Annotated in this window: 24 protein-coding genes; 10 read left to right on the top strand and 14 right to left on the bottom strand. The window is 68.6% G+C overall.

Going from position 1 to position 22995, the window contains the following annotated elements:
• Nucleotides 1-26: 26 nt before the first annotated feature.
• The 5 genes from ACFW0G_RS20745 to ACFW0G_RS20725 all read right to left on the bottom strand — a co-directional run bounded on the left by ACFW0G_RS20745 (nucleotide 27) and on the right by ACFW0G_RS20725 (nucleotide 3261).
• Nucleotides 27-335: a DUF1416 domain-containing protein gene (locus ACFW0G_RS20745; RefSeq protein ID WP_378326968.1), complete on the bottom strand. Its 309-nt coding sequence runs from the start codon at nucleotides 333-335 to the stop codon at nucleotides 27-29.
• Nucleotides 335-1171, bottom strand: a complete 837-nt coding sequence (locus tag ACFW0G_RS20740; RefSeq protein WP_378326967.1) for a sulfurtransferase — start codon at nucleotides 1169-1171, stop codon at nucleotides 335-337. The genes ACFW0G_RS20745 and ACFW0G_RS20740 overlap by 1 nt, the downstream gene beginning before the upstream one ends.
• 47 nt (nucleotides 1172-1218) lie before the next feature.
• On the bottom strand, nucleotides 1219-1653 hold the full coding sequence (locus ACFW0G_RS20735) for a DUF4395 domain-containing protein (protein ID WP_378326966.1): 435 nt from the start codon (nucleotides 1651-1653) through the stop codon (nucleotides 1219-1221).
• A 270-nt stretch (nucleotides 1654-1923) separates the two neighbouring features.
• Nucleotides 1924-2355, bottom strand: coding sequence for a TlpA family protein disulfide reductase (locus ACFW0G_RS20730; RefSeq protein WP_378326965.1), 432 nt, complete (start codon nucleotides 2353-2355; stop codon nucleotides 1924-1926).
• Nucleotides 2356-2358: 3 nt separating this feature from the next.
• A complete protein-coding gene (locus tag ACFW0G_RS20725; RefSeq protein ID WP_378326964.1) occupies nucleotides 2359-3261 on the bottom strand; it encodes a DUF2993 domain-containing protein in 903 nt (300 codons plus the stop codon).
• Nucleotides 3262-3426: 165 nt separating this feature from the next.
• Here ACFW0G_RS20725 and ACFW0G_RS20720 point away from each other — a divergent pair, with 165 nt between their 5' ends.
• The 6 genes from ACFW0G_RS20720 (at nucleotide 3427) to pstB (ending at nucleotide 9388) form a co-directional block, all read left to right on the top strand.
• Nucleotides 3427-4182 (top strand): winged-helix domain-containing protein, encoded by a 756-nt coding sequence (locus ACFW0G_RS20720; RefSeq protein WP_378326963.1) that lies wholly within the window; start codon nucleotides 3427-3429, stop codon nucleotides 4180-4182.
• 37 nt (nucleotides 4183-4219) lie between these two features.
• Nucleotides 4220-5116: a mycothiol synthase gene (mshD, locus tag ACFW0G_RS20715; protein WP_378326962.1), complete on the top strand. Its 897-nt coding sequence runs from the start codon at nucleotides 4220-4222 to the stop codon at nucleotides 5114-5116.
• 225 nt (nucleotides 5117-5341) lie between these two features.
• Nucleotides 5342-6469, top strand: coding sequence for a phosphate ABC transporter substrate-binding protein PstS (pstS, locus tag ACFW0G_RS20710; protein WP_378326961.1), 1128 nt, complete (start codon nucleotides 5342-5344; stop codon nucleotides 6467-6469).
• Between the two features lie 298 nt (nucleotides 6470-6767).
• Nucleotides 6768-7688 carry a phosphate ABC transporter permease subunit PstC gene (gene pstC / locus ACFW0G_RS20705; RefSeq protein WP_378327005.1) on the top strand — a complete coding sequence of 307 codons (921 nt, stop codon included), beginning with the start codon at nucleotides 6768-6770 and terminating at the stop codon, nucleotides 7686-7688.
• A 2-nt stretch (nucleotides 7689-7690) separates the two neighbouring features.
• The gene (pstA, locus tag ACFW0G_RS20700) at nucleotides 7691-8608 is read left to right on the top strand and encodes a phosphate ABC transporter permease PstA (protein ID WP_378327004.1); all 918 of its coding nucleotides are present in this window, start codon (nucleotides 7691-7693) and stop codon (nucleotides 8606-8608) included.
• 3 nt (nucleotides 8609-8611) lie between these two features.
• A complete protein-coding gene (gene pstB / locus ACFW0G_RS20695) occupies nucleotides 8612-9388 on the top strand; it encodes a phosphate ABC transporter ATP-binding protein PstB (RefSeq protein WP_378326960.1) in 777 nt (258 codons plus the stop codon).
• A 242-nt stretch (nucleotides 9389-9630) separates the two neighbouring features.
• On the opposite strand, the gene ACFW0G_RS20690 is transcribed toward pstB, so the two are convergent.
• Nucleotides 9631-10575, bottom strand: a complete 945-nt coding sequence (locus tag ACFW0G_RS20690) for a LysR family transcriptional regulator (RefSeq protein WP_378326959.1) — start codon at nucleotides 10573-10575, stop codon at nucleotides 9631-9633.
• A 111-nt stretch (nucleotides 10576-10686) separates the two neighbouring features.
• On the opposite strand from ACFW0G_RS20690, the gene ACFW0G_RS20685 reads away from it, so the two are divergent.
• Both ACFW0G_RS20685 and ACFW0G_RS20680 read left to right on the top strand, forming a co-directional pair.
• Nucleotides 10687-11580, top strand: a complete 894-nt coding sequence (locus ACFW0G_RS20685; RefSeq protein ID WP_378326958.1) for an NAD(P)H-binding protein — start codon at nucleotides 10687-10689, stop codon at nucleotides 11578-11580.
• 35 nt (nucleotides 11581-11615) lie between these two features.
• Nucleotides 11616-11981, top strand: coding sequence for a darcynin family protein (locus ACFW0G_RS20680; protein ID WP_378326957.1), 366 nt, complete (start codon nucleotides 11616-11618; stop codon nucleotides 11979-11981).
• Between the two features lie 139 nt (nucleotides 11982-12120).
• Here ACFW0G_RS20680 and phoU read toward each other — a convergent pair whose 3' ends face one another.
• From phoU to ACFW0G_RS20640, 8 genes are all read right to left on the bottom strand, one after another.
• Nucleotides 12121-12786 carry a phosphate signaling complex protein PhoU gene (phoU, locus tag ACFW0G_RS20675; protein ID WP_378326956.1) on the bottom strand — a complete coding sequence of 222 codons (666 nt, stop codon included), beginning with the start codon at nucleotides 12784-12786 and terminating at the stop codon, nucleotides 12121-12123.
• 83 nt (nucleotides 12787-12869) lie between these two features.
• On the bottom strand, nucleotides 12870-14270 hold the full coding sequence (locus ACFW0G_RS20670; RefSeq protein ID WP_378327003.1) for an LCP family protein: 1401 nt from the start codon (nucleotides 14268-14270) through the stop codon (nucleotides 12870-12872).
• Nucleotides 14271-15143: 873 nt separating this feature from the next.
• A complete protein-coding gene (locus ACFW0G_RS20665; protein WP_378326955.1) occupies nucleotides 15144-15860 on the bottom strand; it encodes a GGDEF domain-containing protein in 717 nt (238 codons plus the stop codon).
• A 94-nt stretch (nucleotides 15861-15954) separates the two neighbouring features.
• Complete coding sequence (gene idi, locus ACFW0G_RS20660) at nucleotides 15955-16578, bottom strand: isopentenyl-diphosphate Delta-isomerase (RefSeq protein ID WP_378326954.1); 624 nt, start codon at nucleotides 16576-16578, stop codon at nucleotides 15955-15957.
• An 86-nt stretch (nucleotides 16579-16664) separates the two neighbouring features.
• Nucleotides 16665-17498 (bottom strand): alpha/beta fold hydrolase, encoded by an 834-nt coding sequence (locus tag ACFW0G_RS20655; protein ID WP_378326953.1) that lies wholly within the window; start codon nucleotides 17496-17498, stop codon nucleotides 16665-16667.
• 661 nt (nucleotides 17499-18159) lie between these two features.
• Nucleotides 18160-19305 carry a tRNA dihydrouridine synthase DusB gene (gene dusB / locus ACFW0G_RS20650; protein WP_378326952.1) on the bottom strand — a complete coding sequence of 382 codons (1146 nt, stop codon included), beginning with the start codon at nucleotides 19303-19305 and terminating at the stop codon, nucleotides 18160-18162.
• Nucleotides 19293-19736: a hypothetical protein gene (locus ACFW0G_RS20645; protein ID WP_378326951.1), complete on the bottom strand. Its 444-nt coding sequence runs from the start codon at nucleotides 19734-19736 to the stop codon at nucleotides 19293-19295. Before ACFW0G_RS20645 ends, dusB begins: the two co-directional genes overlap by 13 nt.
• A gap of 54 nt (nucleotides 19737-19790) precedes the next feature.
• Nucleotides 19791-20246 carry an Lrp/AsnC family transcriptional regulator gene (locus ACFW0G_RS20640; protein WP_378326950.1) on the bottom strand — a complete coding sequence of 152 codons (456 nt, stop codon included), beginning with the start codon at nucleotides 20244-20246 and terminating at the stop codon, nucleotides 19791-19793.
• Between the two features lie 123 nt (nucleotides 20247-20369).
• On the opposite strand from ACFW0G_RS20640, the gene ACFW0G_RS20635 reads away from it, so the two are divergent.
• Nucleotides 20370-21152, top strand: coding sequence for a hypothetical protein (locus ACFW0G_RS20635; protein WP_378326949.1), 783 nt, complete (start codon nucleotides 20370-20372; stop codon nucleotides 21150-21152).
• Nucleotides 21153-21210: 58 nt separating this feature from the next.
• Nucleotides 21211-22977: a DUF2339 domain-containing protein gene (locus ACFW0G_RS20630; protein WP_378326948.1), complete on the top strand. Its 1767-nt coding sequence runs from the start codon at nucleotides 21211-21213 to the stop codon at nucleotides 22975-22977.
• The last annotated feature ends 18 nt before the right edge of the window (nucleotides 22978-22995 follow it).

Below are 22995 nucleotides of genomic sequence, written 5' to 3'. Positions count from 1 at the left end.
TGCGAGGAAAGTCCCCTTCAGCAGCTTCAGCCGACCGAGATCGCGAGCTGGTGCAGGCCGGGGCCCTCGGCGGTCACCGAGGCCTCGCCGTTGCCGGTCCGGTGCAGCGCGCGGACAGTCCAGTCGCCCGGCGCGGCGTAAAAGCGGAAGTCACCGTCGGCGGAGGAAACCACCTCACCGGTGAAGTCGCCGCCACCGTCCAGCAGCCGGACGAACGCGCCGCCGACGGGACCGGAAGCCCCGGTCACCTTGCCGGCGAGGACGACCTGGCCGTTCGTGTCGAAGTCAGCGGGCGTGGCCACCTGGGCCGGGGCGCCGCAACCGTCATCTGCCATTACTTCGCTCCCAACTCGACCGGCACGCCCACCAGCGAGCCGTATTCCGTCCAAGAACCGTCGTAGTTCTTCACGCCCTGGTAGCCCAGCAGCTCGCGGAGGGCGAACCAGGCGATCGACGAGCGCTCGCCGATCCGGCAGTACGCGATGGTCTCCTTCGCGGGGTCGAGACCCTCGTCGGCGTACAGCTCCTTGATCTCTTCCTCGGTCTTGAAGGTGCCGTCCTCGTTGGCGACCTTCGCCCACGGCACGTTCAGCGCGCCGGGGATGTGGCCGGGGACCTGGGACTGCTCCTGCGGCAGGTGCGCCGGTGCGAGCAGCTTGCCGGAGTACTCGTCGGGCGAACGCACGTCGACGAAGTTCTTCGAGCCGATGGACTGGACGACCTCGTCGCGGAACGCACGCAGCGACAGGTCCTGGTCCTTGGCCTTGTACGAGGTCGGCTCGCGCTTGACGTCGTCGGAGTTCAGCTCGCGCCCGTCGAGCTCCCACTTCTTGCGCCCGCCGTCCAGCAGCTGGACGTTCTCGTGCCCGTACAGCTTGAAGTACCAGTACGCGTACGCGGCGAACCAGTTGTTGTTGCCGCCGTAGAGGATCACGCGGTCGTCGTTCGAGATGCCCTTCTCGGACAGGAGCTTCTCGAAGCCCGCCTTGTCGACGAAGTCGCGGCGCACCCCGTCCTGGAGGTCCTTGCGCCAGTCGAACTTCACCGCGCCGCGGATGTGCCCCGCGTCGTAGGCGGTGGTGTCCTCGTCGACCTCGACGAACACGACGCCGGGGGTGTCCAGGTTCTCCTCGGCCCACTGGGTGGTGACCAGGACGTCTTCACGGCTCATGGAGCTGACTCTCTTTCTGGGTTTCGTACGGGCTGGGGCGGGAGTTTCTACGACGCGCGGGCGGCGGGGGTGAAACGCTTGATGAGCAGGTACATCTCGCAGCCGAGGCAGAAGTTGAACGCGGCGTTGAGGAACGCGGCGAACAACGCGAACGCCGTCGCGATGATGCCGAGCAGGTCGACGCCGGTCGCGAAGCCGATCGTGCCGACCAGTGCGAACACGAAGCCGACGGCCTGGGCGAAGCGCAGCGGCGCCGCGTCCTCCCGTTCGGTCGCCGGGCCGAGGCGCGGGGCGACGAGTGCGCGGTAGAGGATCGAGTACGGCGCGGGTTTGAGCCCGATGAACGCGCCGATCGCGAACACGATCGTCTGCAGCGCGAGCAGCGGCCACCACTGGGTGACGAGCACGACGGCGAGCACGATCGTGGTCAGGATGGCGGCGAACCGCGGTCCCCGCGGGTCGACAGCCGGTCCGGCGGACATGGGATCCTCCTGCTTGGCGAGGCGGAATTGCGTGCGGACGGCACGGCTTCAGCGGTGTTCCGGCAGGCCCAGCACGGGGTCGTGCGTCAGCCCATACCGGCGAAACGCGGACACAGGCTGCTGCGCACGCGGCACAGATCCACTGCGCGGCGTTGCGTCAAGAGCGGGGTGGGCAGCCTGTTCACGGGTGCGAGGGTACCCAGTGCTCCCTCAGAGTGGGAACACCGTTCATACCGTGGGACGACTCCCGGATATTGAGACCGAGGCGTCCTACGGAGTGGTCGCGCCCAGGTGGGGGCGCAGGGCGTCGAGCAGTTCCTCGCCTCGCGGGACGCCGCCGACCCGCAGGAGTTCACGGCCGTCCGGGGTCATCGCGAGCGTCGTCGGGGTGCGCAGGACGGACAGTGCCTGCGCCACCTCCGGCTGGTCGGTGACGTCGAGGTCGACGTGGGTGAGGCCGCCGGTCTTCTCGGCGAGCGAGGACAGCAGCACGCGGGTGTGGCGGCAGGGCGCGCAGAACGTCGTCGAGATCTGCACCAGCGTCACGGCCGCCGCCGGGTCGAGCACCTTGGTCACGGCCTCGGGCAGCGGCCGCGTTTCGGCCGGGTGGGGTGCGCGGACCCGGCCGTTGCGCGCGCGCAGGCCAAGGCCCACGGCGGCGGCTACGACCAGCGTGCCCAGCAGCACCCACAACCCGGCCATCGCTCACTCCTTCGCGGACAGCTGCGCGAACGAGACGTCGTTCGCCTTGCCCTTGATCGTCACCGATCCGCTGTCGACCCGGACGGAGGTCGGCGTGACCGACAGCGGCAGGCTCGCCGTGCTGATCGACGCCCGGAAGTTCGGCAGCAGTGCCTTCTGCACAGCAGCCGGAACGATCGTCGTCTCCTTGTCATTCCCGAACTGCAGCCGGGTCGGGACGATGCTGATCTCCTTGCCGTGCAGTTCGATCATCGCGAAACAGAAGATCTCGACCTTCTGCCCGGCGATCTGGACGTTGCCCGACAGGCGCACACCCGCGGTCGGGCTGTCCTGGCTCTCGCTGTCGGTCGGTGTCGTCGTGGTGGTGGTCGGCGTCGTGCTCTTGCCCGATTCACCGCCGTTGCGGACGTAGTCCTCGGTGGACTGCTCGATGCGCAGGTTTTCGACCTTGTCCAGTGGGGCGTTGCGCGCGAGGTCGGCGGCCTTGATGGTGACCGCCGCGGTCAGGTCGCCGATCTTGATCGACTTGGTGTTGCCGGACGTGAGGTCCGACAGCGGCGCCGTCACGTTCTTCAGGTCGGCGTTGACGGCGACGTCGCGCAGTTTGTCGCCGACCGGCAGCCCGGCGGCCGACAGGGTGATGTGACTGTAGTCACCGGAGAGCGCCTGCGTGAGGAACGGGAAACCGTGGATGGACACCGACGGGTCGTCGGTCAGGCTGAGCTGTGCGCGGGCCTTCTGCGAGATCGTGTGCTCGGCGAACGCCGCGGCCCCGAAATCGGCGCCGACCAGCAGGAGTATCAGGATCCCGAGTGCGATGACCCACCGCCGGATCCGCCGTCCGCGGCGCCCGTTGTCCGGGCGTGGGGCAGGGCGTCCGGGGGCCGTCGTGGGCCTGTTCACCATCGCGTCCGTTCTCCTCTGTTGTCCGGGCTCGTGGCCCCGTCCCCGTCTTTGAGCAGGTGTGATCGATCCAGCAAGGGGAGGTGTTCCGGCCGTTCACCCGCTATTCTCACTCAGCACCGACCGAAGCCACGTTCGAGGCGACGATTTGTGAAGGCGGTGCGGCTCATGAGCCTGGACCTTCTGGTACTCACCGCGGAGGCCGACGCCACCGCGGTGCTGCCCGCGCTGGACCTGCTTCCCCACACCGTACGCGTCCGCGCCCCCGAGGTGACGGCCCTGCTCGACGCGGGCCATCGCGACGTCATCCTTCTCGACGCGCGCAGCGACCTGGCCTCGGCGAAGAGCCTGTGCAGACTGCTGAAGGGCGCCGGTGAGGACGAGGCCACCACCCCGATCATCGCCGTCGTCGGCGAGGGCGGGCTGGTCGCGGTCAGCGCGGAATGGCGGACCGACGACATCCTCCTGCCCACTGCGGGCCCGGCCGAGGTCGACGCCCGGCTGCGGCTGGTGACCACGCGCGACGGCAACAGCGGCCAGGTCGAGGCCGAACTGCGCGTCGGCGACCTCGTCATCGACGAGGCGACCTACACCGCGCGCCTGCGTCGCCGGACGCTCGAGCTGACCTACAAGGAGTTCGAGCTGCTCAAGTACCTCGCGCAGCACGCGGGCCGGGTGTTCACCCGCGCGCAGTTGCTGCAGGAGGTCTGGGGTTACGACTTCTTCGGTGGCACCCGCACGGTCGACGTCCACGTCCGGCGGCTGCGCGCCAAGCTCGGCCCCGAGCACGAGCAGATGATCGGCACCGTGCGCAACGTGGGCTACAAGTTCGAGCGGCCCGCCAAAAGCGTGACGCCGAAGCCCGCCCCGGCTCCGGCCCCCGCGCCCGAGGTGCCCCTCCCCGCCGACCTCTCCACCCACTAGCCGGGGACGGCATTTCGGCGAGAGTTCAGTGGGAGCCATGGAGCTGTCTGGGTGGAGTGAAGAGCGGGACGACGTCGCGGTGCGGGAGATCCTGCTGGCGGCGAAGGAGGCCGACGGGCGGCCCGAGGTCTCCGCGGATGGATCGCTGCCGCGGGAGTTCGAGGGCGGGGAACACCTGCTCGCCCGCATCGACGGCATGCCCGTCGGGTACGTCCACCTCGACACCGACGGCGATGCGCACGGTCGTCAGGTCGCCGAGCTGATCGTCCATCCCGCGCATCGCCGCCATGGTTACGGCCTCGCGCTGGCGCAAGAGGTCAAGAAGCACGCCGCCGAGGGCTTCCGCGTGTGGGCCCACGGTGACCACCCCGGCGCAGCGAAGATCGCCGAGCGGCTGGGACTCGGGCGGACCCGCGAGCTGCTCATCCTGCACGCCGACGTCGCGAAGGCCGACTGGCCCGAGCCGACGCTCCGCGACGGCGTCAAGCTGCGGACGTTCGTCCCCGGCGACGACGAGGATGCGCTGGTCGCGGTCAACGCCCGCGCCTTCGACTGGCACCCCGAGCAGGGCGCGCTCACCGCCGACGAGGTCCGTGCCGAGGAGAAACAGCCGTGGTTCGACGCGGACGGCTTCTTCCTCGCCGAGAACGAAGCCGCCGAGATCATCGGCTTCCATTGGACGAAGGTGCACGAGCCGGTGCCGGGCCGCTTCGGCGGCGAGCCGGTCGGCGAGGTGTACGTCGTCGGCGTCGATCCTGGGGCGCAGGGCGGCGGGCTCGGGAAGGCACTCACGCTGGCCGGACTGCGGTACCTCGCGGCGCGCGGACTGCGTCAGGTGATCTTGTACGTCGAGGGTGACAACGCCCCGGCGCTCGCGGTCTACACGAAGCTCGGGTTCACGCGCTTCGAGACCGACGTCCAGTACGGACTGTGAACAGCAAGAACGCTTTGCGATTAATCCATTACGAAGAGCGGACGCCCAGGTCACGGCTGTGACACGGCACTCACACGGACTAGTAGCACTGCTCACATCGGCGGCGTTGTTCACTTTTCGTTCACCTGGAAAGGACCGCCTGTCCACCGGGGCTGCCTAATGTCCGGATCCGGCGCGGGCGCACCGGCCCGCCGGTTCCGCAAGACTCCTAGTGGAGGAAATGCAGTGAAGATCATGCGGCCCCTGGGTGCGATCGGCATCGTGGCGAGCGCCGCTCTCGTGCTCACCGCGTGTGGTTCCGACCCCGCGGCGAACAAGAGCGGCTCGAACTCGGCTTCGGCGCCTGCCGCCACCGGAACCGCCCAGGTCGACTGCGGCGGGAAGAGCCCGCTGTCCGGTGAGGGCTCGACGGCGCAGGACAAGGCCGTCGAGATCTTCAAGCAGCAGTACGGCAAGAAGTGCTCCGGCCAGCAGGTCAACTACACCGCCAGCGGCTCGGGCGCCGGTGTCAAGCAGTTCAACGCCAACCAGGTCGACTTCGGTGGTTCGGACTCCCCGGTCACCGGCGCCGACGCCGAGGCCGCGCAGAAGCGTTGCGGTGGCGAGGCGTGGAACATCCCGCTCGTGGTCGGGCCGGTCGCGGTCGCCTACAACCTCAAGGGCGTCGACAAGCTGACCCTGACCCCGACGGTCATCGCCAAGATCTTCAACGGTGGCATCAAGAACTGGAACGACCCGGCCATCAAGGCCATCAAGGGCAACGAGAGCCTGAACCTGCCGGACAAGCCTATCCAGGTCGTTTCCCGCTCCGAGGAGTCGGGCACCACCGACAACTTCCAGAAGTACCTCGGCGCGGCCGCCAAGGACGTCTGGAAGCAGGGCGCCGGCAAGACCTTCAAGGGCGGCGTCGGCAACGGGGCGCAGGGCTCGAACGGTGTCGCCACCGCGGTCAAGGCAGGCGACGGCGCCATCACCTACGTCGAGGGCGCGTTCGCCAAGGACGGGCTCACCCCGGCCCTGATCGACAGCGGCTCCGGCGGCGTCGAGCTGAACGCGGCGAACGTGGCGAAGTCGCTGGACGCCGCCAAGTTCCTCAAGGAGGGCAGCAACGACCTCGCGCTCGACCTGAACGCGATCTACGCCAGCAACACCCCGGGTGCCTACCCGCTGCTGCTGACCACCTACGAGATCGTCTGCTCGAAGTACGCGGACGCCAACGTCGCGAAGGCCGTCAAGGCGTTCCTGACCGTGTCGGCCACCGACGGGCAGAAGCCGCTGTCGGAGAAGGGCTACGTGCCGATCCCGCAGAGCCTGCAGGACAAGGTGCTTACCGCCGCCAAGGCGATCGCCTGATCACGGCCGCCGTGCCCGGTGTGACTACTAGACACAGGCTGGACTACCGTGCCGTTCGTTACCAATCCGACCGCAGCCACGGCGGAAATGGGTATCTACGAGCCAGTCGGCTGCGGACCGTGTCCGCCTACTTTCGGTCGGATTGGTAAAACAGTCGATGAGTGACTCGTCTTCGACGCGAACGCCCACCGGTGACCCCGGTGGGCGTTCGTCGTCCCTCCACACGCCTCCGGAGGACCCGATTTCGGACAAATCCGCCCCGCCGGCCAGTGAGCCCGCGGGTACCCCACGCGGCAAGGTGCGGCCCGGTGACCGCATCTTCAAGAACCTGACCACCGGCGCCGGTCTGTTCGTGGTGATCCTGATCGGTCTGATCGGGCTCTTCCTCCTCGTGCAGGCCATCCCGGCGCTGCGGGCCGACAAGGCCAGCTTCCTGTTCTCGAAGGGCTGGACGACCAACGATCCGGCCAACATGTCCTTCGGCATCCTCGATCTGCTCGAGGTGACCATCGCGACGTCGGTGGTCGCGATGATCATCGCGATGCCGGTCTCCCTGGGGATCGCGCTCTTCCTGACGCAGTACGCGCCGAAGAAGCTCGCGCGGCCGTTCGCCTACATCATCGATCTGCTGGCCGCGGTGCCGTCGATCATCTTCGGTCTCTGGGGCATTCTCGTGCTGGCACCGGCGATCGAGCCGTTCGCGCAGTGGGTGAACGACACCTTCTCCTGGATCCCGTTCTTCGCGCCCGGCAACGTCGCGCCGAGCGTGCGCGGCACGATCTTCACCGCGGGCGTGGTGCTCGCGGTGATGTTGCTGCCGATCATCACCTCGCTGACTCGCGAGGTCTTCGAGCGGACTCCGACAGCGCACATCGAGGGCGCGCTCGCGCTCGGCGCCACGCGCTGGGAGGTCATCCGCACCACCGTCCTGCCGTTCGGCAAGGCCGGGTACATCGGCGCCTCGATGCTGGGGCTCGGGCGCGCGCTGGGTGAGACCATCGCGCTCGCCGTCATCCTGCTCATCCCGGTCGGCCGCTTCTTCACCTGGAGCGTGTTCGACGGCGGTGCGACGTTCGCCTCGAAGATCGCGGCGAACTACAGCGAGTTCAACAACGCGACGTCCGCCGGTGCGTACATCGCGGCCGGGCTCGTGTTGTTCCTGCTCACCTTCATCGTCAACTTCGCGGCCCGCGCGATCATCGGGAAGAAGGGGGCATGAGCATGTCGGCTTCCACGCTCGAAAAGCCTGCCACCGCCCCGGCTTTCCAGCAGGTCAGCCTGAAACGCAAGGCGAAGAACGGGTTCGCCACCGTGCTGGTGTGGCTGTCGTTCCTCGTCGCCGTGGTGCCGCTGGTGTGGGTGCTCTACACCGTGATCGCCAACGGCATCAGGCGGATCCCGTTCTCGAACTGGTGGACCCAGGACTTCGGCGAGGTGCTCTCGGACGAGGTCGGCGGCGGTGTGCTGCACGCGATCATCGGCACCCTGCTGCAAGGCGTGGTGTGCGCGATCATCGCGGTGCCGCTGGGCATGCTCGTCGCGATCTACCTCGTCGAGTACGGCCGCGGCAAGCTCGCCAAGATCACCACGTTCATGGTGGACATCCTCTCCGGTGTTCCGTCCATTGTGGCCGCTCTGTTCATCTACGCGCTGTGGGTCACCACGCTCGGCCTGCCGCGCAGCGGGTTCGCGGTGTCGCTCGCCTTGGTGCTGCTGATGATCCCGGTGGTCGTGCGGTCCTCGGAGGAAATGCTGCGGATCGTCCCGGACGATCTGCGTGAGGCCTCGTACGCGCTCGGCGTCCCCAAGTGGAAGACGATCATGAAGATCGTGCTGCCGACCGCGTTGTCCGGCATCATCGGCGGTGTGATGATGGCGCTCGCCCGCGTCATGGGTGAGACCGCGCCCCTGCTGGTGCTGGTCGGTTATTCGGCCTTCGTGCACTGGGACATCTTCAACGGCGAACAGGCTTCGCTGCCGCTGCTGATGAACAACGAGCGCGTCACCAACTCGATGAACCCCGGCAGCGTCGGCTACGACCGGATCTGGGGCGCGGCGCTGACACTGGTGCTCATCATCGCGCTGATCAACCTGCTCGCCACGGTCTTTTCCCGCATCGTCGCCCCGAAGAAGAAGTGAGTCATGGCCAAGCGAATCGACGTCAAGGACCTGGACATCTACTACGGCAAGTTCCATGCCGTGGACAGCGTCACGCTGGCGGTGCCGCCGCGTAACGTCACCGCGTTCATCGGGCCGTCGGGGTGTGGCAAGTCGACCGTGCTGCGCACGCTGAACCGGATGCACGAGGTCATCCCCGGCGCGCGCGTCGACGGCGAAGTGCTGTTGGACGGCGAAAACATCTACGCGTCCTCTGTGGACCCCGTGCAGGTGCGCCGCACCATCGGCATGGTGTTCCAGCGGCCGAACCCGTTCCCCACCATGTCCATCAAGGACAACGTGGTGGCCGGGCTGAAGCTGGCGGGCTCGAACAACCGCAAGCAGCTCGACGAGATCGCCGAGCGGGCACTGCGCGGCGCGAACCTGTGGAACGAGGTCAAGGACCGGCTGAACAAGCCGGGCGGCGGCCTCTCCGGCGGGCAGCAGCAGCGTCTGTGCATCGCGCGGGCGATCGCGGTGCAGCCGGACGTGCTGCTGATGGACGAACCGTGCTCCGCGCTCGACCCGATCTCGACGCTCGCGATCGAGGACCTGATCGGCGAGCTGAAGAAGGACTACACGATCGTCATCGTCACGCACAACATGCAGCAGGCGGCGCGGGTTTCCGACCAGACGGCGTTCTTCAACCTCGCCGGGGTCGGCCAGCCGGGGCGCCTCGTGGAGCTGAACGACACGGAGAAGATCTTCTCCAACCCGAACGAGAAGGCCACCGAGGACTACATCTCGGGTCGCTTCGGCTGATCGTTCTCTTTCGGTCCGTGGGGGCCTCCTCAAGGGATTCTGGATCCCTCGAGGAGGCCCCCACGTCTCTTTACCCCCAACACTTTCCGGCCGCTCCATCGATGTCCCGAAAGCGTAATTGGGGACGTTGAGCGTCGCGAACGGCACGTTCGAGACGTGCGCTCTCCACTCCATGAGCCGTACTCCGGGTCACGCCGAACGCTGCGATCATCCACAAAGGACAGACGGGAGTCCTGGACGCGTCAGGCAGCCGACCTTCCGGGTACCCGAAGTGCCCGGCGAACGGCGTCGCGGAGCCAGCGGTGGGCTCCGTCGGCGGCTTGGCGGGGATGCCAGGCCATCCCGATGGTCACTGGCGGCAACGGCAGAGGGATGTCGAGGAGGCGCAGGCCGAGGGCGGTGGCGTCGGCGGTGAGGGGTGACGGAGTCGCGCCGGAGGGTGCCGCGGGGACCAGGCAGACGACGTCGCTGCGGGCGGCGAGGGCCATCGCGGCCAGATGGCTGGGGAGGACGACGGCGACCCGCCGGCGAAGGTCGTGCTCGCCCAGTGCGATGTCGAGGGGGCCGGTGAACCGGCCGCGGCGGCTGACCGCGACGTGGTCGGCGGCAGCGAGCCGGGCCGGGGTCAGGGGCTCCTCGGTCAGGGGATGACCGGGCCGGACGGCGGCCACCATTCGCAGGGTGCACAGCTTTTCGACCTGGGTTTCGGGATCGACGTGGTCGATGGAGCCGATCTCCAGGTCGATCCGGCCGTCGCGCAGCGCCGGTCCGGCCTCCAGCTCCTCGGCCCGGAACCGCAACGAGATCCCCGGCGCTTCTTGCCGGGTCAGTCGCAGCAGACCGCCTGCCAGCGCCGCACCGACCAGGTCGGCGGCCTGGAGGGTGAAGGTGCGGTGCAGGGTGGCGGGGTCGACAACGGCACCGGGGGTGAACAGCGCTCCCAGGCTGCGCACCACCGCGGCGGCTTCGTCGCGCAGGGCCTGCGCACGCGGAGTGGGGACCATGGCCTGCCCGGCCCGGACCAGGAGGGGATCTTGGAGGACGCGGCGCAGGCGGGCGAGGGTGCGGCTCATCGCTGCCGGGGAGGTGCGCAGGCGGGCGGCGGCGCGCGTGACGCTCTGCTCGGTCAGCAGGGCGTCGAGCGCGACGGCGAGATTGGCGTCGATAACCGGATCAGAGCTGTTCACCAGGGTAATTCCATTTCAGGCAATGATTACGTGCCGACATTCCTATTGTGGCATTGCCATGGTCTCAGCAGGATTCATGGCGTACCGACCGGCACGACCTACGAGGTTTTCATGATCGTCATCACTGCTCCCACGGGGAACATCGCCCGTCACCTGCTGCCCCTGCTGCTGGAGGCCGCCCCTGCCCACGGCGAGGAACTGCGGGTGATCGCACGCGACCCCGCCCGGCTCCCTGACGGGGTGCGCGAACGCGTCGAGGTGATCACCGGCTCGCACGGCGACACCGAGGTCGTCGACCGGGCCTTCGAGGGCGCGGACGCCGTCTTCTGGCTCGTCCCGCCGGACTCCTCGCTGACCCCGGCGGACGGCTGGAGCGGCTTCACCCGCCCGGCCGTGAAGGCACTCGCCGCCCACGGCGTCGGGCACGTCGTCGGCGTCTCCGCGCTCGGCCGCGGCACTCCGGTCGCCGACCGCGCCGGTCTCGTCACCGCATCCCTCGCCATGGACGACCTCATCGCGGAAACCGGCGTCGCCTACCGGGCGCTGGCCAACCCCTCCTTCTTCGAAAACCTCCTGGAGGAGGTCGATTCGATCCGCGAGAAGGGCGTCTTCGTCGACGTCGTCGACGCCGACCGCAAGGCACCCCTCGTCGCCGTCGCCGATATCGCCGCCGTCGCCGCCCGGCTGCTGCTGGACCGCTCCTGGACCGGCGTCGACGACGTCCCGGTTCTCGGGCCGCGGGACCTGTCCCCCAACGATCTGGCCCGCATCATGACCGAGCAGCTGGGCCGCCCCGTCCGCTACGAGCGCGAGCCGATCGAGGACATGCGCACCACTCTCGTCGGCTACGGCCTCAACGAAACGTTCGTCCAGGGCATCGCCGACATGAAGCAGGCCAAGGACAACGGCCTCGACGCCGGTGTCACCCGTACCGCGGACACCGCCTCTCCCACCACCTTCGAGCAGTGGTGCGCCGAAACCCTCAAGCCCGCAGTCCTGTCCTGACCCACAGCCGCCGCAGCACCGGAAAAGGAACCACCATGTCCACCGAAGAAGCCGAAGCGCCGGTGACCGCGTTCATGCTCGTCAAGACCACACCCGAATGGCTCGCGATGAGTGTCCGGGAACGAGCGGACGCCTTCACCACTCAGGTTCTCCCCGCGATCGAGGCCAAAACCACCGGTGTCCGGTCGCGCTTCTACGACACCGAGTTCTACTCCGCGCGCGTCACCGACGTCTGGGTCTGGGAAGCCGACGATCACCACGCCTACCAGCTCCTCATCGACGCGCTGCGCGAGACTCCCTTCTGGGACCGCTACTTCGAGGTCGTCGATCTGCTCGTCGGTACCGAGAACGGCTACGCCCGCACCTACGGCCTCGACCCCATGGCCACCGTCACCACCTGACACACTGCCTCGTACATGCAGCCCTTGGATCGGTTTTCCTTCTGTCACAAGGAGAGTCGGCCAAGGGCTGCGTCCATCGGACATGAAAAGGCCCGTACCCCAACGAAAACGGGGTACGGGCCGTGCCGGGAAACGGCGATCAGATGTCGTCGTCGGTGCCGTAGCCGGGCATCTTGCCGGTGACCACGAAGATCATCCGGCGGGCCACGGAAACCGCGTGGTCGGCGAAGCGCTCGTAGAAGCGGCCGAGCAGCGTCACGTCCACCGCCGCGGCGACGCCGTGCGGCCACTCGCGGTCCATCAGCACGGTGAACAGGTGGCGGTGAATGTCGTCGACCTCGTCGTCCTCGGTCTCGAGGTCCTTCGCGGCGGCGACGTCCTTGGTCTTGATGATCTGTTCCACGCGTCGCGCCAGTTTGACGTCGAGCTCGCCCATCTTGGCGAAGTCGTCGCGCACGGCGTCCGGGAGCACCGGCTCCGGGTGACGGCGCCGGGCGGCCTTCGCGACGTGCAGGGCGAGGTCGCCCATGCGCTCCAGGCTTTCCGCCGCGTGGATGGCCGCGAGCACCGTGCGCAGGTCGGTCGCCACCGGGGCCTGCAGCGCGAGCAACGCGTAGGCCTGTTCCTCGCATTCGGCGCGGGCGTCGTCGACCTTGGCGTCGTCGCCGATCACCTGCTCCGCGAGTGCGAGGTCGACCTCCAGCAGCGCACGCGTCGCGCGTTCCATGGCATCGGCCACCTGCAGTGACATTCCGGCCAGGTGATCGGCGAGCTGTTCGAGTTCGACATGGTAAGCCTCACGCATGAGGACACCCTACGGGCAAGACTGTCCGAATACCGCATCGCTGGGTGAACCCGACGTGAACCACGCCTAACGAATCCCTCGGTTCAGCCCGAGTTGCTCGTCCTCTTCGTGCCAGGTTTCGGTGAGGTACCGGACGTTCCGGTGTCCTTGCTTTCGGCCGGTGCCGATGCGTTGGGGTCGGGCAGCGGACTGTTGTCGATCAGCGCCTGGAACAACGACTTAGTCTGGCTCTGCACCAGTACCTCGTTGCCGCGCGAGTTCGCGTTCCCGGTGGTCGGCACGGTCATGAAGGTGATCTTGGACAGGTCCACCCCGCGCATCGACTTCGCCAGCGTCATCATCTGGTCGATACCCAGGTTCTCGCCGAAGGTGGCCTTCGCGAACGCGTTGATGAAGCCGCTCAGCTTCCCGGCGTTGAGCAGGACGTCCGAGGACATGACCTTCTTCAGCAGCGACGCGATGAACGTCTGCTGCCGCTTCATCCGGCCGTAGTCGGACGTCGGGTCGCCCTTGACGTGCCGCGCCCGCACATAGCTCAGCGCCTGGTCCCCGGAGATGTCGATGTCGCCGGTCTGCGAGATGACCATGCCCAGCGTGGTGTCGTCGATCGGCTTGTCGACGTGCACGTTCACGCCGTGCACGGCGTCGACCATGGCCTTGAAGCCGTTGAAGTCGATGCCGACGAAGTGGTTGATCCGCATGCCGGTGATCTGCTGGATCACCCGCGTCACGCACTGCGGGCCGCCGGCGCCGTACGCGGTGTTCAGCTTCGTGATCTTCACCGCGGGCGACTTCTCTTCGCTGTACTTGCTGGTGGCCGGATCCCACTTCGCGCACTCCGGCTGCGAGACCTCCAGGTCGCGCGGGAACGAGACCACGACCACGCGCTTACGGTCGGCGGGGATGTGCGCGATCATCACGGTGTCCGATCGGGCGCCGGGGATCGAGCTCGCGTCGCCGACGTTCTCCTCCGCGGAGGCACCGTCACGGCTGTCCGACCCGACGAGGAGGAAGTTCTCGTCGCCGGTCTGCCCGGCCGCGTTCTGGATGTCCGCCGAGTTCTCGTCGAGCGCGCTGACCTGGTTGAACTTCGCGTCGAACCACGTCTTCGCGCCCCAGGCGATACCGGTGCTGAGGAAGACGAGCAGGGCGACGATGATCGCGGCGATCCGGCCGGCCTTCAGCGTTCGCTCGTTGTGCCGCTGCTTCTTCTCCTGCAACCGGGTCTGCGGCGCTTTTTCCTGCGGGCTCGGCTGTTCCTCCGGCTCGGGCGCCGAGGAGGACGGCGCGACCACCCGCATCAGCGCGGTGCGGGTCTGCTCCAGCAACGCGGTCGGCCGGGCGGTGAGCCGATCGCGGCGTTCCCTGCGCTTGGCTTCCTCCGCCTCGAGTTCGTCGTGCGCGGCGGAGAACCGGGCGAGCGTGTGGTCGATCTTGCGCCGGTACTGCGTGGCCTCGTCGATGGCCTCCATCTCGTCGGTCATCGTCAGCGGATCCAGCGATGCCCGCGGTGGCGCTCCGGTGGCGGTCGCGGCGGCAGCGGCCGGTTTGGCCGCCTTCGTCATCCTCGTCGGCTGTTCCGCGGGTACGGGCCGGGGCCGGCGCGGTGGTGCCGGCTCGGGCGCCTTGCCGTTGGCAACGGGTGGAACGGGCGCCGGAACCACCGCGGTCTTCCCGTTCGCGGGTGGCGGCACCGGCGCCTGGCCCGTGGCGGGCGGCGCCGGGCGCCGGGCACGGCGTGGCTGAGGAGGCGCTTGCTGGGGCGTCGCCCCGTTCGCGGGTGGCCTGCGTTCCGGCGGGGCGCCGGGCACGGGAGCGGCGGCTGTCGGACGCCGCGGGCGGGGCGGCCGCGGCGGACGCGGGGGCTCTGGCTGGGCGGGCGGCTGATCCGGACGTGGCGCGCGAGGCGATGGCGGTGTCTGGGTGACGGCGGGACGGGGTGGTGCGACGCGGCGTCTGCGGGGTTCCGGCTCCGGCTCGGCGGCTTCGGGGCGGTGTGCGGGCGCGTCGTCCCCGGGACGGCTGCCGGGTGCGAAGGTCGGCCGTTCCCCGGTGTGCCGGGCGACCACGTCGGACACGCTGATGCCGCCGTAGGTGTCCATCGACCGGCGCCTGCCTGCCCTGCCCCGGGCGGGAGTGCCTTCCGAACGGCGACCGGTCCCCGGGGTGTTGCGCTCGTCGGGCACACGGTCTCCTTTCACACGTCCCGTAGCGGGTTTTCGTTATCGTACGGATACCCGCCGGTTGTGACGACACCCTCCCGGGAATTTCTTCACCGTCAGTCGTAAAAATGCTGGTAGCAGCGGGCGATCAGGTGAAGGTGAGGAGAGGTAAACGGGGGTAATGACCGGTTTACGTTACTCTGAGTGGGTAATTACCCGAGTGGTTTCATGGTCGCGATAGGCGACCTTATTGCGTCCTGCGCGCTTCGCCGCGTACAGCAACGTGTCCGCGCAGCGCAGTTGACGCTCGGGGGAAACAGGCCTCGCGAGGGCCGTGCCCGGCTCGTGGGCGATGCCGATGCTGACCGTCACCCGCAACCCCGGCTGAACCTCTGACCAGGGGTAACGCGCGACGCGGGCGCGCGCGGCGTCGACGATGCGGACGGCTCGCGGTGCGTCGACGCCGGGCAGCACGAGCGCGAACTCTTCGCCGCCGTAGCGGGCGCAGAACCCGCCGGGTGGCAGCTCCTCCTGCAGAAGATCGGCGACGCGACGCAGCACGCGGTCACCGACGAGGTGACCGTAAGTATCGTTCACATTCTTGAACAGGTCGAGATCGATCAGCGCGACCGCTACTTCGGGCCGCCGGTGCTGTGCGGAAATACCGTGCTGTTCGGAGAGCAGGCCGTCCAGCCACTGGTCGAGGTAGCGGCGGTTGTAGCTCGACGTCAAGGTGTCGCGCAGGCTGCCGGCGCGTGCGATGTCCAGCGCCGACCGGAGGTGCTGGTACGCGCGCCGCCAATCCCCCTGTGTCGCGAGCAGTCCGGCGATCGACTCGTGGAGGCTGAGCAGATCCCCCGGCTCCGGTGACCCCCGGAGCTCGTCCTCGGCCACCGCGCCCACCTCCGCCACCCCATGGTTGTCGACGTATAGGAGGCGGCTCTTGAGGTATCAGTACGGGGCGAAGGTGAATATCGCTCAAGTGGACGACACCCGTCCGGTAATGTCACGCAGTGGAGTTGTCGATCTCGAACGACGAAAACGGTGAGACGGCGCTGAGCTGCTCGAACTGGTCTTTCGCCCAGTAACTCACGTCAGCCTCAGGATCGTGCAGCAACCGTGCGTAGTCGGCCCATGCGAGCCATCGCCAGCCGCCGACCTCCTCGGGATTCGGTTCGGGGTCCCGGTCGGTCCACGCCACGAACACCGGGCAGAACTCGTTCTCGACGATGCCCTGGAACGGCGGTGTGCGGTAGCGGTATGACGGCAGTACGCACTGCAGCCCCGACAGCACCGGCAGGCCGATCTCGTACTCCGCCCGCCGGCGGACGGCGTCCTCGAGCGGCTCGCCCGGTGCGGGGTGACCACACACGCTGTTGGTCCAGACACCCGGCCACACCTTCTTCGACGCCGCTCGCTGGGTCAGCAGCAGCGCCTGGTCGGAGTGCCGCAGGATGTAGCAGGAGAACGCCAGGTGCAGCCGCGTGTGCTCGTGGTGGCTGGCGAGCTTCGGGCCGGTTTCGCCGGTCGGGACGCCGTCTTCGGTGACGAAGACGATCCGCTCGGTCTCCGCCGATGCGTCCTCACCGGTAGCGAGTGCTTCGGACTGGTGCTGAGTCGTCGTGTCCACGATGAACACTGAACACCGCGCCGCGCGCCGCAACCAGGGCCGGACGGGTCGTCCGTGACGTATTTCGCCCCTTCGAGTGGAAGCTGTCAGCGGGCCTTGAGGTGTTCGACGAGCAGTGTTGTCAATGCCTCCGGGGCGTCCTCCGGAACCCAGTGCGTGACGTCCTCCAGCATCTCGAACCGGTACGGCCCGCTGACCCAGTTCGCGGTGTCGAACGCGGCCGTCGAGCCGAAGGAGACGTCCTCGGTACTCCACACGTACATCGTGGGCACGGTGATCTTGCCGATCTTCCCGCCGGGACGCCCGGCGCGGTACCAGTTCAGCGCCGCGGTGAGCGCGCCCGGTTCGGACAGCCGCCGCACGTAGTCGTCGACCTTGCTCTGCGGCACTCGGCGTTCGAAGATCTCCCGCAGCGCGCGGGCGTCGTTCTCCAGCATGCGCCGCTCGGTGAGCGGGGTCTGCCGCCACTCGGTCATGTAGCGCGAGCGCAGATGCTGGTCCTCGTCGGTCTTCATGGCCTCCGCGAGCGCGGCCGGATGCGGGGTCGACACGGCGGTGAGACTGCGGAGCCGCTCCGGGTGCGCGTCGGCGGTCCACCAGGCGACGGCGGCGCCCCAGTCATGCCCCACGAGGTCGAACCGGTTCCAGCCGAGCTGATCCGCGATCGTCACGACGTCGCCGACCAGTGCGTCGATTCCGTACTCGGCGGGCCGCTCCGGCCGGACGTCCGGCGAGTAGCCGCGCTGATCGGGTGCGACCGCGCGATAGCCGAGCACGCCCAGCGTCGCGACCTGGTGTTCCCATTCGACGGCGGCCTCGGGGAATCCGTGCAGCAGCAGGACCGGACGGCCGTCCTCGGGCCCGGCGGCGATGGCGTCGAAGGAGCCGGCAGCGGTGGGGATGCTGAGGTGTTCGATCACCCCTCGAACCTACGCGGCGACGGTGAACGCCGGACGGCTGGTGCCTTACCCGGCTGTCGCCACGGCCGGGCTTTCGCGCCTCATTTCCGGGAGCGCGCCTTGACGAGGGCTCGAGCCCCCGCAGCGACACCACCGGCAGCGGAAAGCAGGCCGGGTGCCCAGGGGCCGACGAGGCAGCCGAGTGCGACAAGCCCGCCGAGAACCAGCGTCAACCAGAGGGTGATCCAAAACGGGACACAGCGACCGGAAAACACCGTGAAGGCGAAACGCCACCCGGGAGGATCCGTGGGGAGCGCGCCGACCTCGCCCGCGCCGGTGCGCTCTGGACGTGTCATGGGAACATAGTGCGCTTCGCGCAAAAGCTTGCGCCAGTCACCTTAACGGTCATCACAAAAGGGTCGTTTCTTGCTACTGCTAAGCATTCTTGTGGAAGCCGGGTGCTTTTTCTGCGGACTTCCGGATCATCGGGACTTAGTGTCGCTTCGGCAGCCTTGACCAGGGGTATTGTGCGAGATCCACTGGCGTGGCGAATTCGGTAAATCGGAGTGTTCACTACTATTTGTGACGCAGATCACGTTCGCCAGTCGTGATCTTCACTGCCGTGAGCTCTGCGACGGCGAAATGGCGAAACGGGTTTCACGAGCCCATTTTCGTCGAGGTATTAACCGCCGGAATGCATGTCTTCGGCTTCGGGGACGCAGTCGTCGTCCGGGTCGTCGAGCCAGCCGTGCGGCAGCGTGACCTTGCCCGGCGAGCCCTGGCGGCCGCGCGGGCCCGCCGCCGCGGTCGGGAACGGCGCGTCGTGGTCGAGCTGGGCGATCAGCTCGTCGAGCCGCTCCATGCTCGAAACCATGGCGAAGCCGCGGCGCAGTTCGGAGCCGACCGGGAAGCCCATCAGGTACCAGGCCATGTGCTTGCGGATGTCGCGCATGGCCTTGTCGTGGCCGTCATGCTCGACGAGCAGTTCGGTGTGCCTGCGCAGCACCCGGGCGACCTCGCCGAGGTTGGGCGGGGTCGGCGCCGGGCGGCCCGCGAAGGCGGCTTCGAGTTCGCCGAACAGCCACGGCCTGCCGAGGCAGCCACGCCCGACGACGACGCCGTCGCAGCCGGTCTCGGCGACCATGCGCAGCGCGTCGCCGGCGCTGAAGATGTCGCCGTTGCCGAGCACCGGGATGCTGGTGACGGCCTCCTTGAGCGCGGCGATCTTCGACCAGTCGGCCTGCCCGGAGTAGCGCTGGGCGGCGGTGCGGGCGTGCAGGCTGACCGCGGCGGCGCCCTCGGCCTCGGCGATTCGGCCCGCGTCGAGGTAGGTGAGGTGGTCGTCGTCGATGCCGACCCGGAACTTCACGGTGAACGGCACGCCGGCTTCGTCGGCCGCCTTCGCGGATTCACGGACGATGTCGGCGAACAGCTTCCGCTTGAACGGCAGCGCCGCGCCGCCGCCCTTGCGGGTCACCTTCGCGACCGGGCAGCCGAAGTTGCTGTCGATGTGGTCGGCGAGACCCTCGCCGGTGATGATCTTGACGGCCTCGCGCATGGTCTTCGGGTCGACGCCGTAGAGCTGCATGGACCTGGGGTGCTCGTCGGCCCCGAAGGTCATCATGTGCATGGTGCCGGGGTGGCGTTCGACGACCGCGCGGGCGGTGATCATCTCGCAGACGTAAATGCCCGCGCCGTACTCCTGGCAGAGCCTGCGGAAGGCGACGTTGGTGATCCCGGCCATCGGCGCGAGCACGACCGGCGGATCGACCTCGTAGGGGCCGATCTTCAGTGCGGGCTTGCTCAGGGTCGCGGTCACGCCCTCCATTGTCGCTGGTGATGTCCATCACCCGCAGGTGGGTCGACCGGTGACCGGGCCAGGCCTTCCCCGCACCACGCGTCGTAGTCGAAGGTCTCGGGGGCGGCCATCAGCGCGCGGGTGCGTTTGGCCCAGGTCGTGAGCCACGGCTCGTCGTACTTCTCCGCCTGCGCCAGTACCGCCAGCAGGTCCCGCTCGGGGGACGCGCGGTATCGCGCGCGAACGGCGTCGCCCGTGTAGATGTAGAGACAGCTCAGCAGGATTTCGCGCTGTGGGCACGACGGGTCGGCGACCAGCTCGAGCAGCAACCCCTTGTCGGTGAGGGCCAGGATGAGATCCCAGTCCTCCATGGGCTGTTCGGCGCCCGGTGTGTAGGCCCAGGCGGTGATCTCGGCCGCGGTCGGGTTCACGACGTCTTCGAATTGTGGCTCGTTTTCCATCGGCTCTCAGTGTCCGGAGTGGACGGTCGAAGGGCAACAGGTTTGCCAGGGGGGTCAGTCCCCGGTCTCCAGGATGCGGGCGCCGGGCAGGGCGATGTCGTGCAGAACCAGCCTGCTGCGCACTTCTCGCACTCCGTGTTCGCCCTTCAAAGTGGCCAGCACGCGCTCGAATTCGTCGGTGCCGGTGCAGGCGAGCCGGATCTGGTAGTCGTACTCGCCCGTGGTGCGGAAGGCCTCGACGACCTGCGGGATGGTCGCCAGGCCCCGGTGGAACTCGGCGTTGTCGTAGCCCTCGCGCAGCCGCAGGTCGCTGATCAGGATCAGTGGCCGCCCGATCGCCGCGTAGTCGAGTGCCGCGTAGTAGCCGCTGATGACGCCGGAGGAGTGCAGCCTGCGGACGCGGTCGGCGGTGGTGTTCGCCGACAGGCGGACCGCCTTGGCCAGCTCCTGATAGGTCAGCCTGCCGTCGTCGAGCAGGAGGGCGACGAGCTTGCGGTCGATGCTGTCCACAGACGTCCTCTCGTGGAAATCTCGGCGTCAAGGTGATATCACCGATAATAACTCGGCGTGCGAGCGGAAACCTCCGTGAATTCCTAGACAAAATCGGCGGGATGTCGAGCAGCATCGGGACATGTGGAAGTTCTGCTGCTGAAGGTCCTGCTCACACCCTCCCTCGTTCTGTTCGTCTCGCTGGTCCAGCGGCGCTGGGGTCATCTGCTCGGCGGTCAGCTCACCGCGCTCCCGCTCACCTCCGGTCCGTTCGTGCTGATCCTCGCCTGCACCGAAGGCGCCGAAGCCGGTCGTGTCGCGGTGCGCGGCATCCTGCTCGGCACGCCTGCCGTGCTCGTTTTCTGCCTTGCTTACGGACTGCTGGCCCGGCGCCGCGGCTGGGTCGTCTGCCTGTCCACGTCGGCGCTCGCGACCGTTGCGACGAGTGGCCTCGTCGTGCTCCTGTCGCCTCCGTTGTGGTGCTCGCTGGTCTTCACCGCGGTCACACTCATCGGCGTGTTCCTCGCACAACGCCGGACAAGGGTGGTGACCGTGCCGCCCACGGGACCGGCCTGGGAACTCGCGGCGCGGGTCGTCATCAGCGCGGTCCTGGTGGGCGCGCTGAGCTGGACGGCGGCGAGGGTCGGCGCGGGACCCGCCGGGGTGCTGGCCACCTTCCCCGTGCTCGCGTGTGTGCTGACCGCGTTCACCCACCGGCTGGACGGCGCCGCCGCCCCCATCCAGCTGACGCGCGGGGTACTGGCCGGGGTGCCCGCGACCGTCTTGTTCTTCCTGTGTCTGCTCGGCACCTTGACCTGGCTGCCGATTGCGCTTGCCTTCGGTCTCGCGGGGCTGGTCGTGGCCGTCGCCGGTGCGCTCCTGCCGAGGTTGGCGACCGCCCGGCGCCCGTCCGTTATGGCAGTGTGAGCCCGATTGAGTAGTGCTACGGATCCGCGGGACACCGTTCGCGAACCATCCTTGCCGCATGACCACCGATCGCGACAGAATCCTCGGCCTCGCCGGGGAGATCGACGACCTGGGGCGCCGGCTGGCAGCGGTCGGTGCCGAACTACGAGCCTTCCAGGCCACCCGGACGGAAGAGCCCGCTCCGCACCAGGCGCCCGCCCCGCCGCCGGTCGCGGCGACACCCCCGATGCCACCGCCCCCGATGTACTGGCCCCCGCAGCCCACGCCGCCACAGCCCGCGTACCGGCCCGTGCCACGGCCGACGTTCATGGAGACGCTCGGCAAACAGGGCGCGGGCAGCAAGATCGTCGCCTGGGTCGGCGGCGCGGTGACCCTGCTCGGCATCGTGCTGCTGCTCGTGCTGGCCGTCCAGCGCGGCTGGCTCGGGCCGCTGCCGCGCGTGCTCGCCGGTGGCGCGTTCGGCCTCGCCCTCGTCGGGACCGGGCTGTGGCTGCACCGCAAGCCGGTCGGCCGCACCGGGGCGTTCGCGCTCGTCGGCACTGGGATCGCGACGCTCTACCTCGACGCCATCGCGGCCACGGTGCTGTACGACTTCCTGCCGTCGATCGCCGGGCTCGCGCTCGGGCTGCTCGTCACGGTCGGCGGGATTCTCGTTGCCGTGCGGTGGAATTCGGCACTGCTGGCGACGGCCGTCGTGCTCGGCTGCGCGGTGTGCGCGCCGATGATCACCCGCGGGTTCACCCCCGAACTGGTGTTGTTCCTGCTGGTCGTCCAGGCCTCGACGGCACCGGTGCAGCTGCGGCGCGAGTGGCCGTCGCTGACCATGTCCGCCGCGTTCCCGCCCATCATCGCCTCGGTGGTGAGCACCGCGCTGATCGGCTCGCCGGGCTCGTGGACGAACACCGGCGCCGCGCTCGGCGTCGCGGCGGTCGGCCTCGTGCTGGCGCTGATCGTGTTGCAGCGCAAGGAAAACGACCCGGGATCGCTGGCCATGCTCGCGACGTCGGCGGCTCCGGCGCTGATCGCGGCGCTACTGCTGCCGAAGACCGGCGCCGTCATCGTGTCGGGCGGGATCGCCTTGGCGTTGCTGGGAATCTGGGCCGCACGCCGCTGGTGGCCGGGGTACGTCGGCGACCTCGCGGGCATGGCCGGGCTGATCGCGCTCATGCAGGCGACGATGACGCAGTTCGACGGGGCCGCACGCGCCGCTGCGCTGCTCGGCGAGGCTTTGTTGCTCGTCTTCCTCGCGCGCTGGAGCCGCAACCGGTTCGCGATGGCCGCGTCGGCCGGCTTCGCCGTCGTCGGCGGGCTGGTCGGGATCGTCCACGATTACTCGCCCGCGTTGCTCATGCTGTTCCGCACCCGGACGACCGGCGAACTCGTCGGCGCGCTCGTCGTGGCGGTGCTGCTGCTCGCGGTCTCGATTCTCTTGCCGTGGACGGCTTTCCGTCTCGAAGTGCTCCGCGCGCCCGCCGCGAACCTGCCGCCGTGGCTGCTCGCCGGAGTCGTCGCGCTCTACGGTGCCGCCGGGGTGGTGCTGTGCGCGACGCTGCTGGCGCTGCCCGGCCGCACCGGGTTCCTCACCGGCCACGTGCTGATCACGGTGTCGTGGACGGTGGCCGCGCTCGTCCTGCTGGTGCGCGGGATCAACGTCGTCGCGTTGCGGGTGATCGGGCTGGTGCTGGTCGGCGCCGCGGTGCTGAAGCTGGTGCTGTTCGACCTCGCGGCACTGGACGGGATGGCCAGGGTGGCGGCGTTCCTCGGCGCGGGCCTGGCGTTGCTGGTCGCCGGGGTGCGGTACGCCCGCGTCGTCCGGGAGTCGTGACCGAGACTCTGCTGCCGG

This window comes from Amycolatopsis sp. NPDC058986 (assembly GCF_042741125.1).
In the GTDB taxonomy this organism is placed as follows: domain Bacteria; phylum Actinomycetota; class Actinomycetes; order Mycobacteriales; family Pseudonocardiaceae; genus Amycolatopsis.
The sequence above is the reverse complement of the archived record's forward strand: the minus strand, read 5'-3'. Positions and strand labels throughout refer to the sequence as shown.

Coding starts and splice junctions, on each gene's coding strand:
- pstA (WP_378327004.1), top strand. CDS start 7,691: ATGTCGGCTTCCACGCTCGAAAAGCCTGCCACCGCCCCGGCTTTCCAG.
- ACFW0G_RS20740 (WP_378326967.1), bottom strand. CDS start 1,171: ATGAGCCGTGAAGACGTCCTGGTCACCACCCAGTGGGCCGAGGAGAAC.
- ACFW0G_RS20680 (WP_378326957.1), top strand. CDS start 11,616: ATGTCCACCGAAGAAGCCGAAGCGCCGGTGACCGCGTTCATGCTCGTC.
- mshD (WP_378326962.1), top strand. CDS start 4,220: ATGGAGCTGTCTGGGTGGAGTGAAGAGCGGGACGACGTCGCGGTGCGG.
- ACFW0G_RS20745 (WP_378326968.1), bottom strand. CDS start 335: ATGGCAGATGACGGTTGCGGCGCCCCGGCCCAGGTGGCCACGCCCGCT.
- ACFW0G_RS20645 (WP_378326951.1), bottom strand. CDS start 19,736: ATGGAAAACGAGCCACAATTCGAAGACGTCGTGAACCCGACCGCGGCC.
- ACFW0G_RS20725 (WP_378326964.1), bottom strand. CDS start 3,261: ATGGTGAACAGGCCCACGACGGCCCCCGGACGCCCTGCCCCACGCCCG.
- ACFW0G_RS20670 (WP_378327003.1), bottom strand. CDS start 14,270: ATGACCGACGAGATGGAGGCCATCGACGAGGCCACGCAGTACCGGCGC.
- ACFW0G_RS20630 (WP_378326948.1), top strand. CDS start 21,211: ATGACCACCGATCGCGACAGAATCCTCGGCCTCGCCGGGGAGATCGAC.
- pstB (WP_378326960.1), top strand. CDS start 8,612: ATGGCCAAGCGAATCGACGTCAAGGACCTGGACATCTACTACGGCAAG.
- phoU (WP_378326956.1), bottom strand. CDS start 12,786: ATGCGTGAGGCTTACCATGTCGAACTCGAACAGCTCGCCGATCACCTG.
- ACFW0G_RS20730 (WP_378326965.1), bottom strand. CDS start 2,355: ATGGCCGGGTTGTGGGTGCTGCTGGGCACGCTGGTCGTAGCCGCCGCC.
- dusB (WP_378326952.1), bottom strand. CDS start 19,305: ATGGAGGGCGTGACCGCGACCCTGAGCAAGCCCGCACTGAAGATCGGC.
- ACFW0G_RS20720 (WP_378326963.1), top strand. CDS start 3,427: ATGAGCCTGGACCTTCTGGTACTCACCGCGGAGGCCGACGCCACCGCG.
- ACFW0G_RS20685 (WP_378326958.1), top strand. CDS start 10,687: ATGATCGTCATCACTGCTCCCACGGGGAACATCGCCCGTCACCTGCTG.
- ACFW0G_RS20735 (WP_378326966.1), bottom strand. CDS start 1,653: ATGTCCGCCGGACCGGCTGTCGACCCGCGGGGACCGCGGTTCGCCGCC.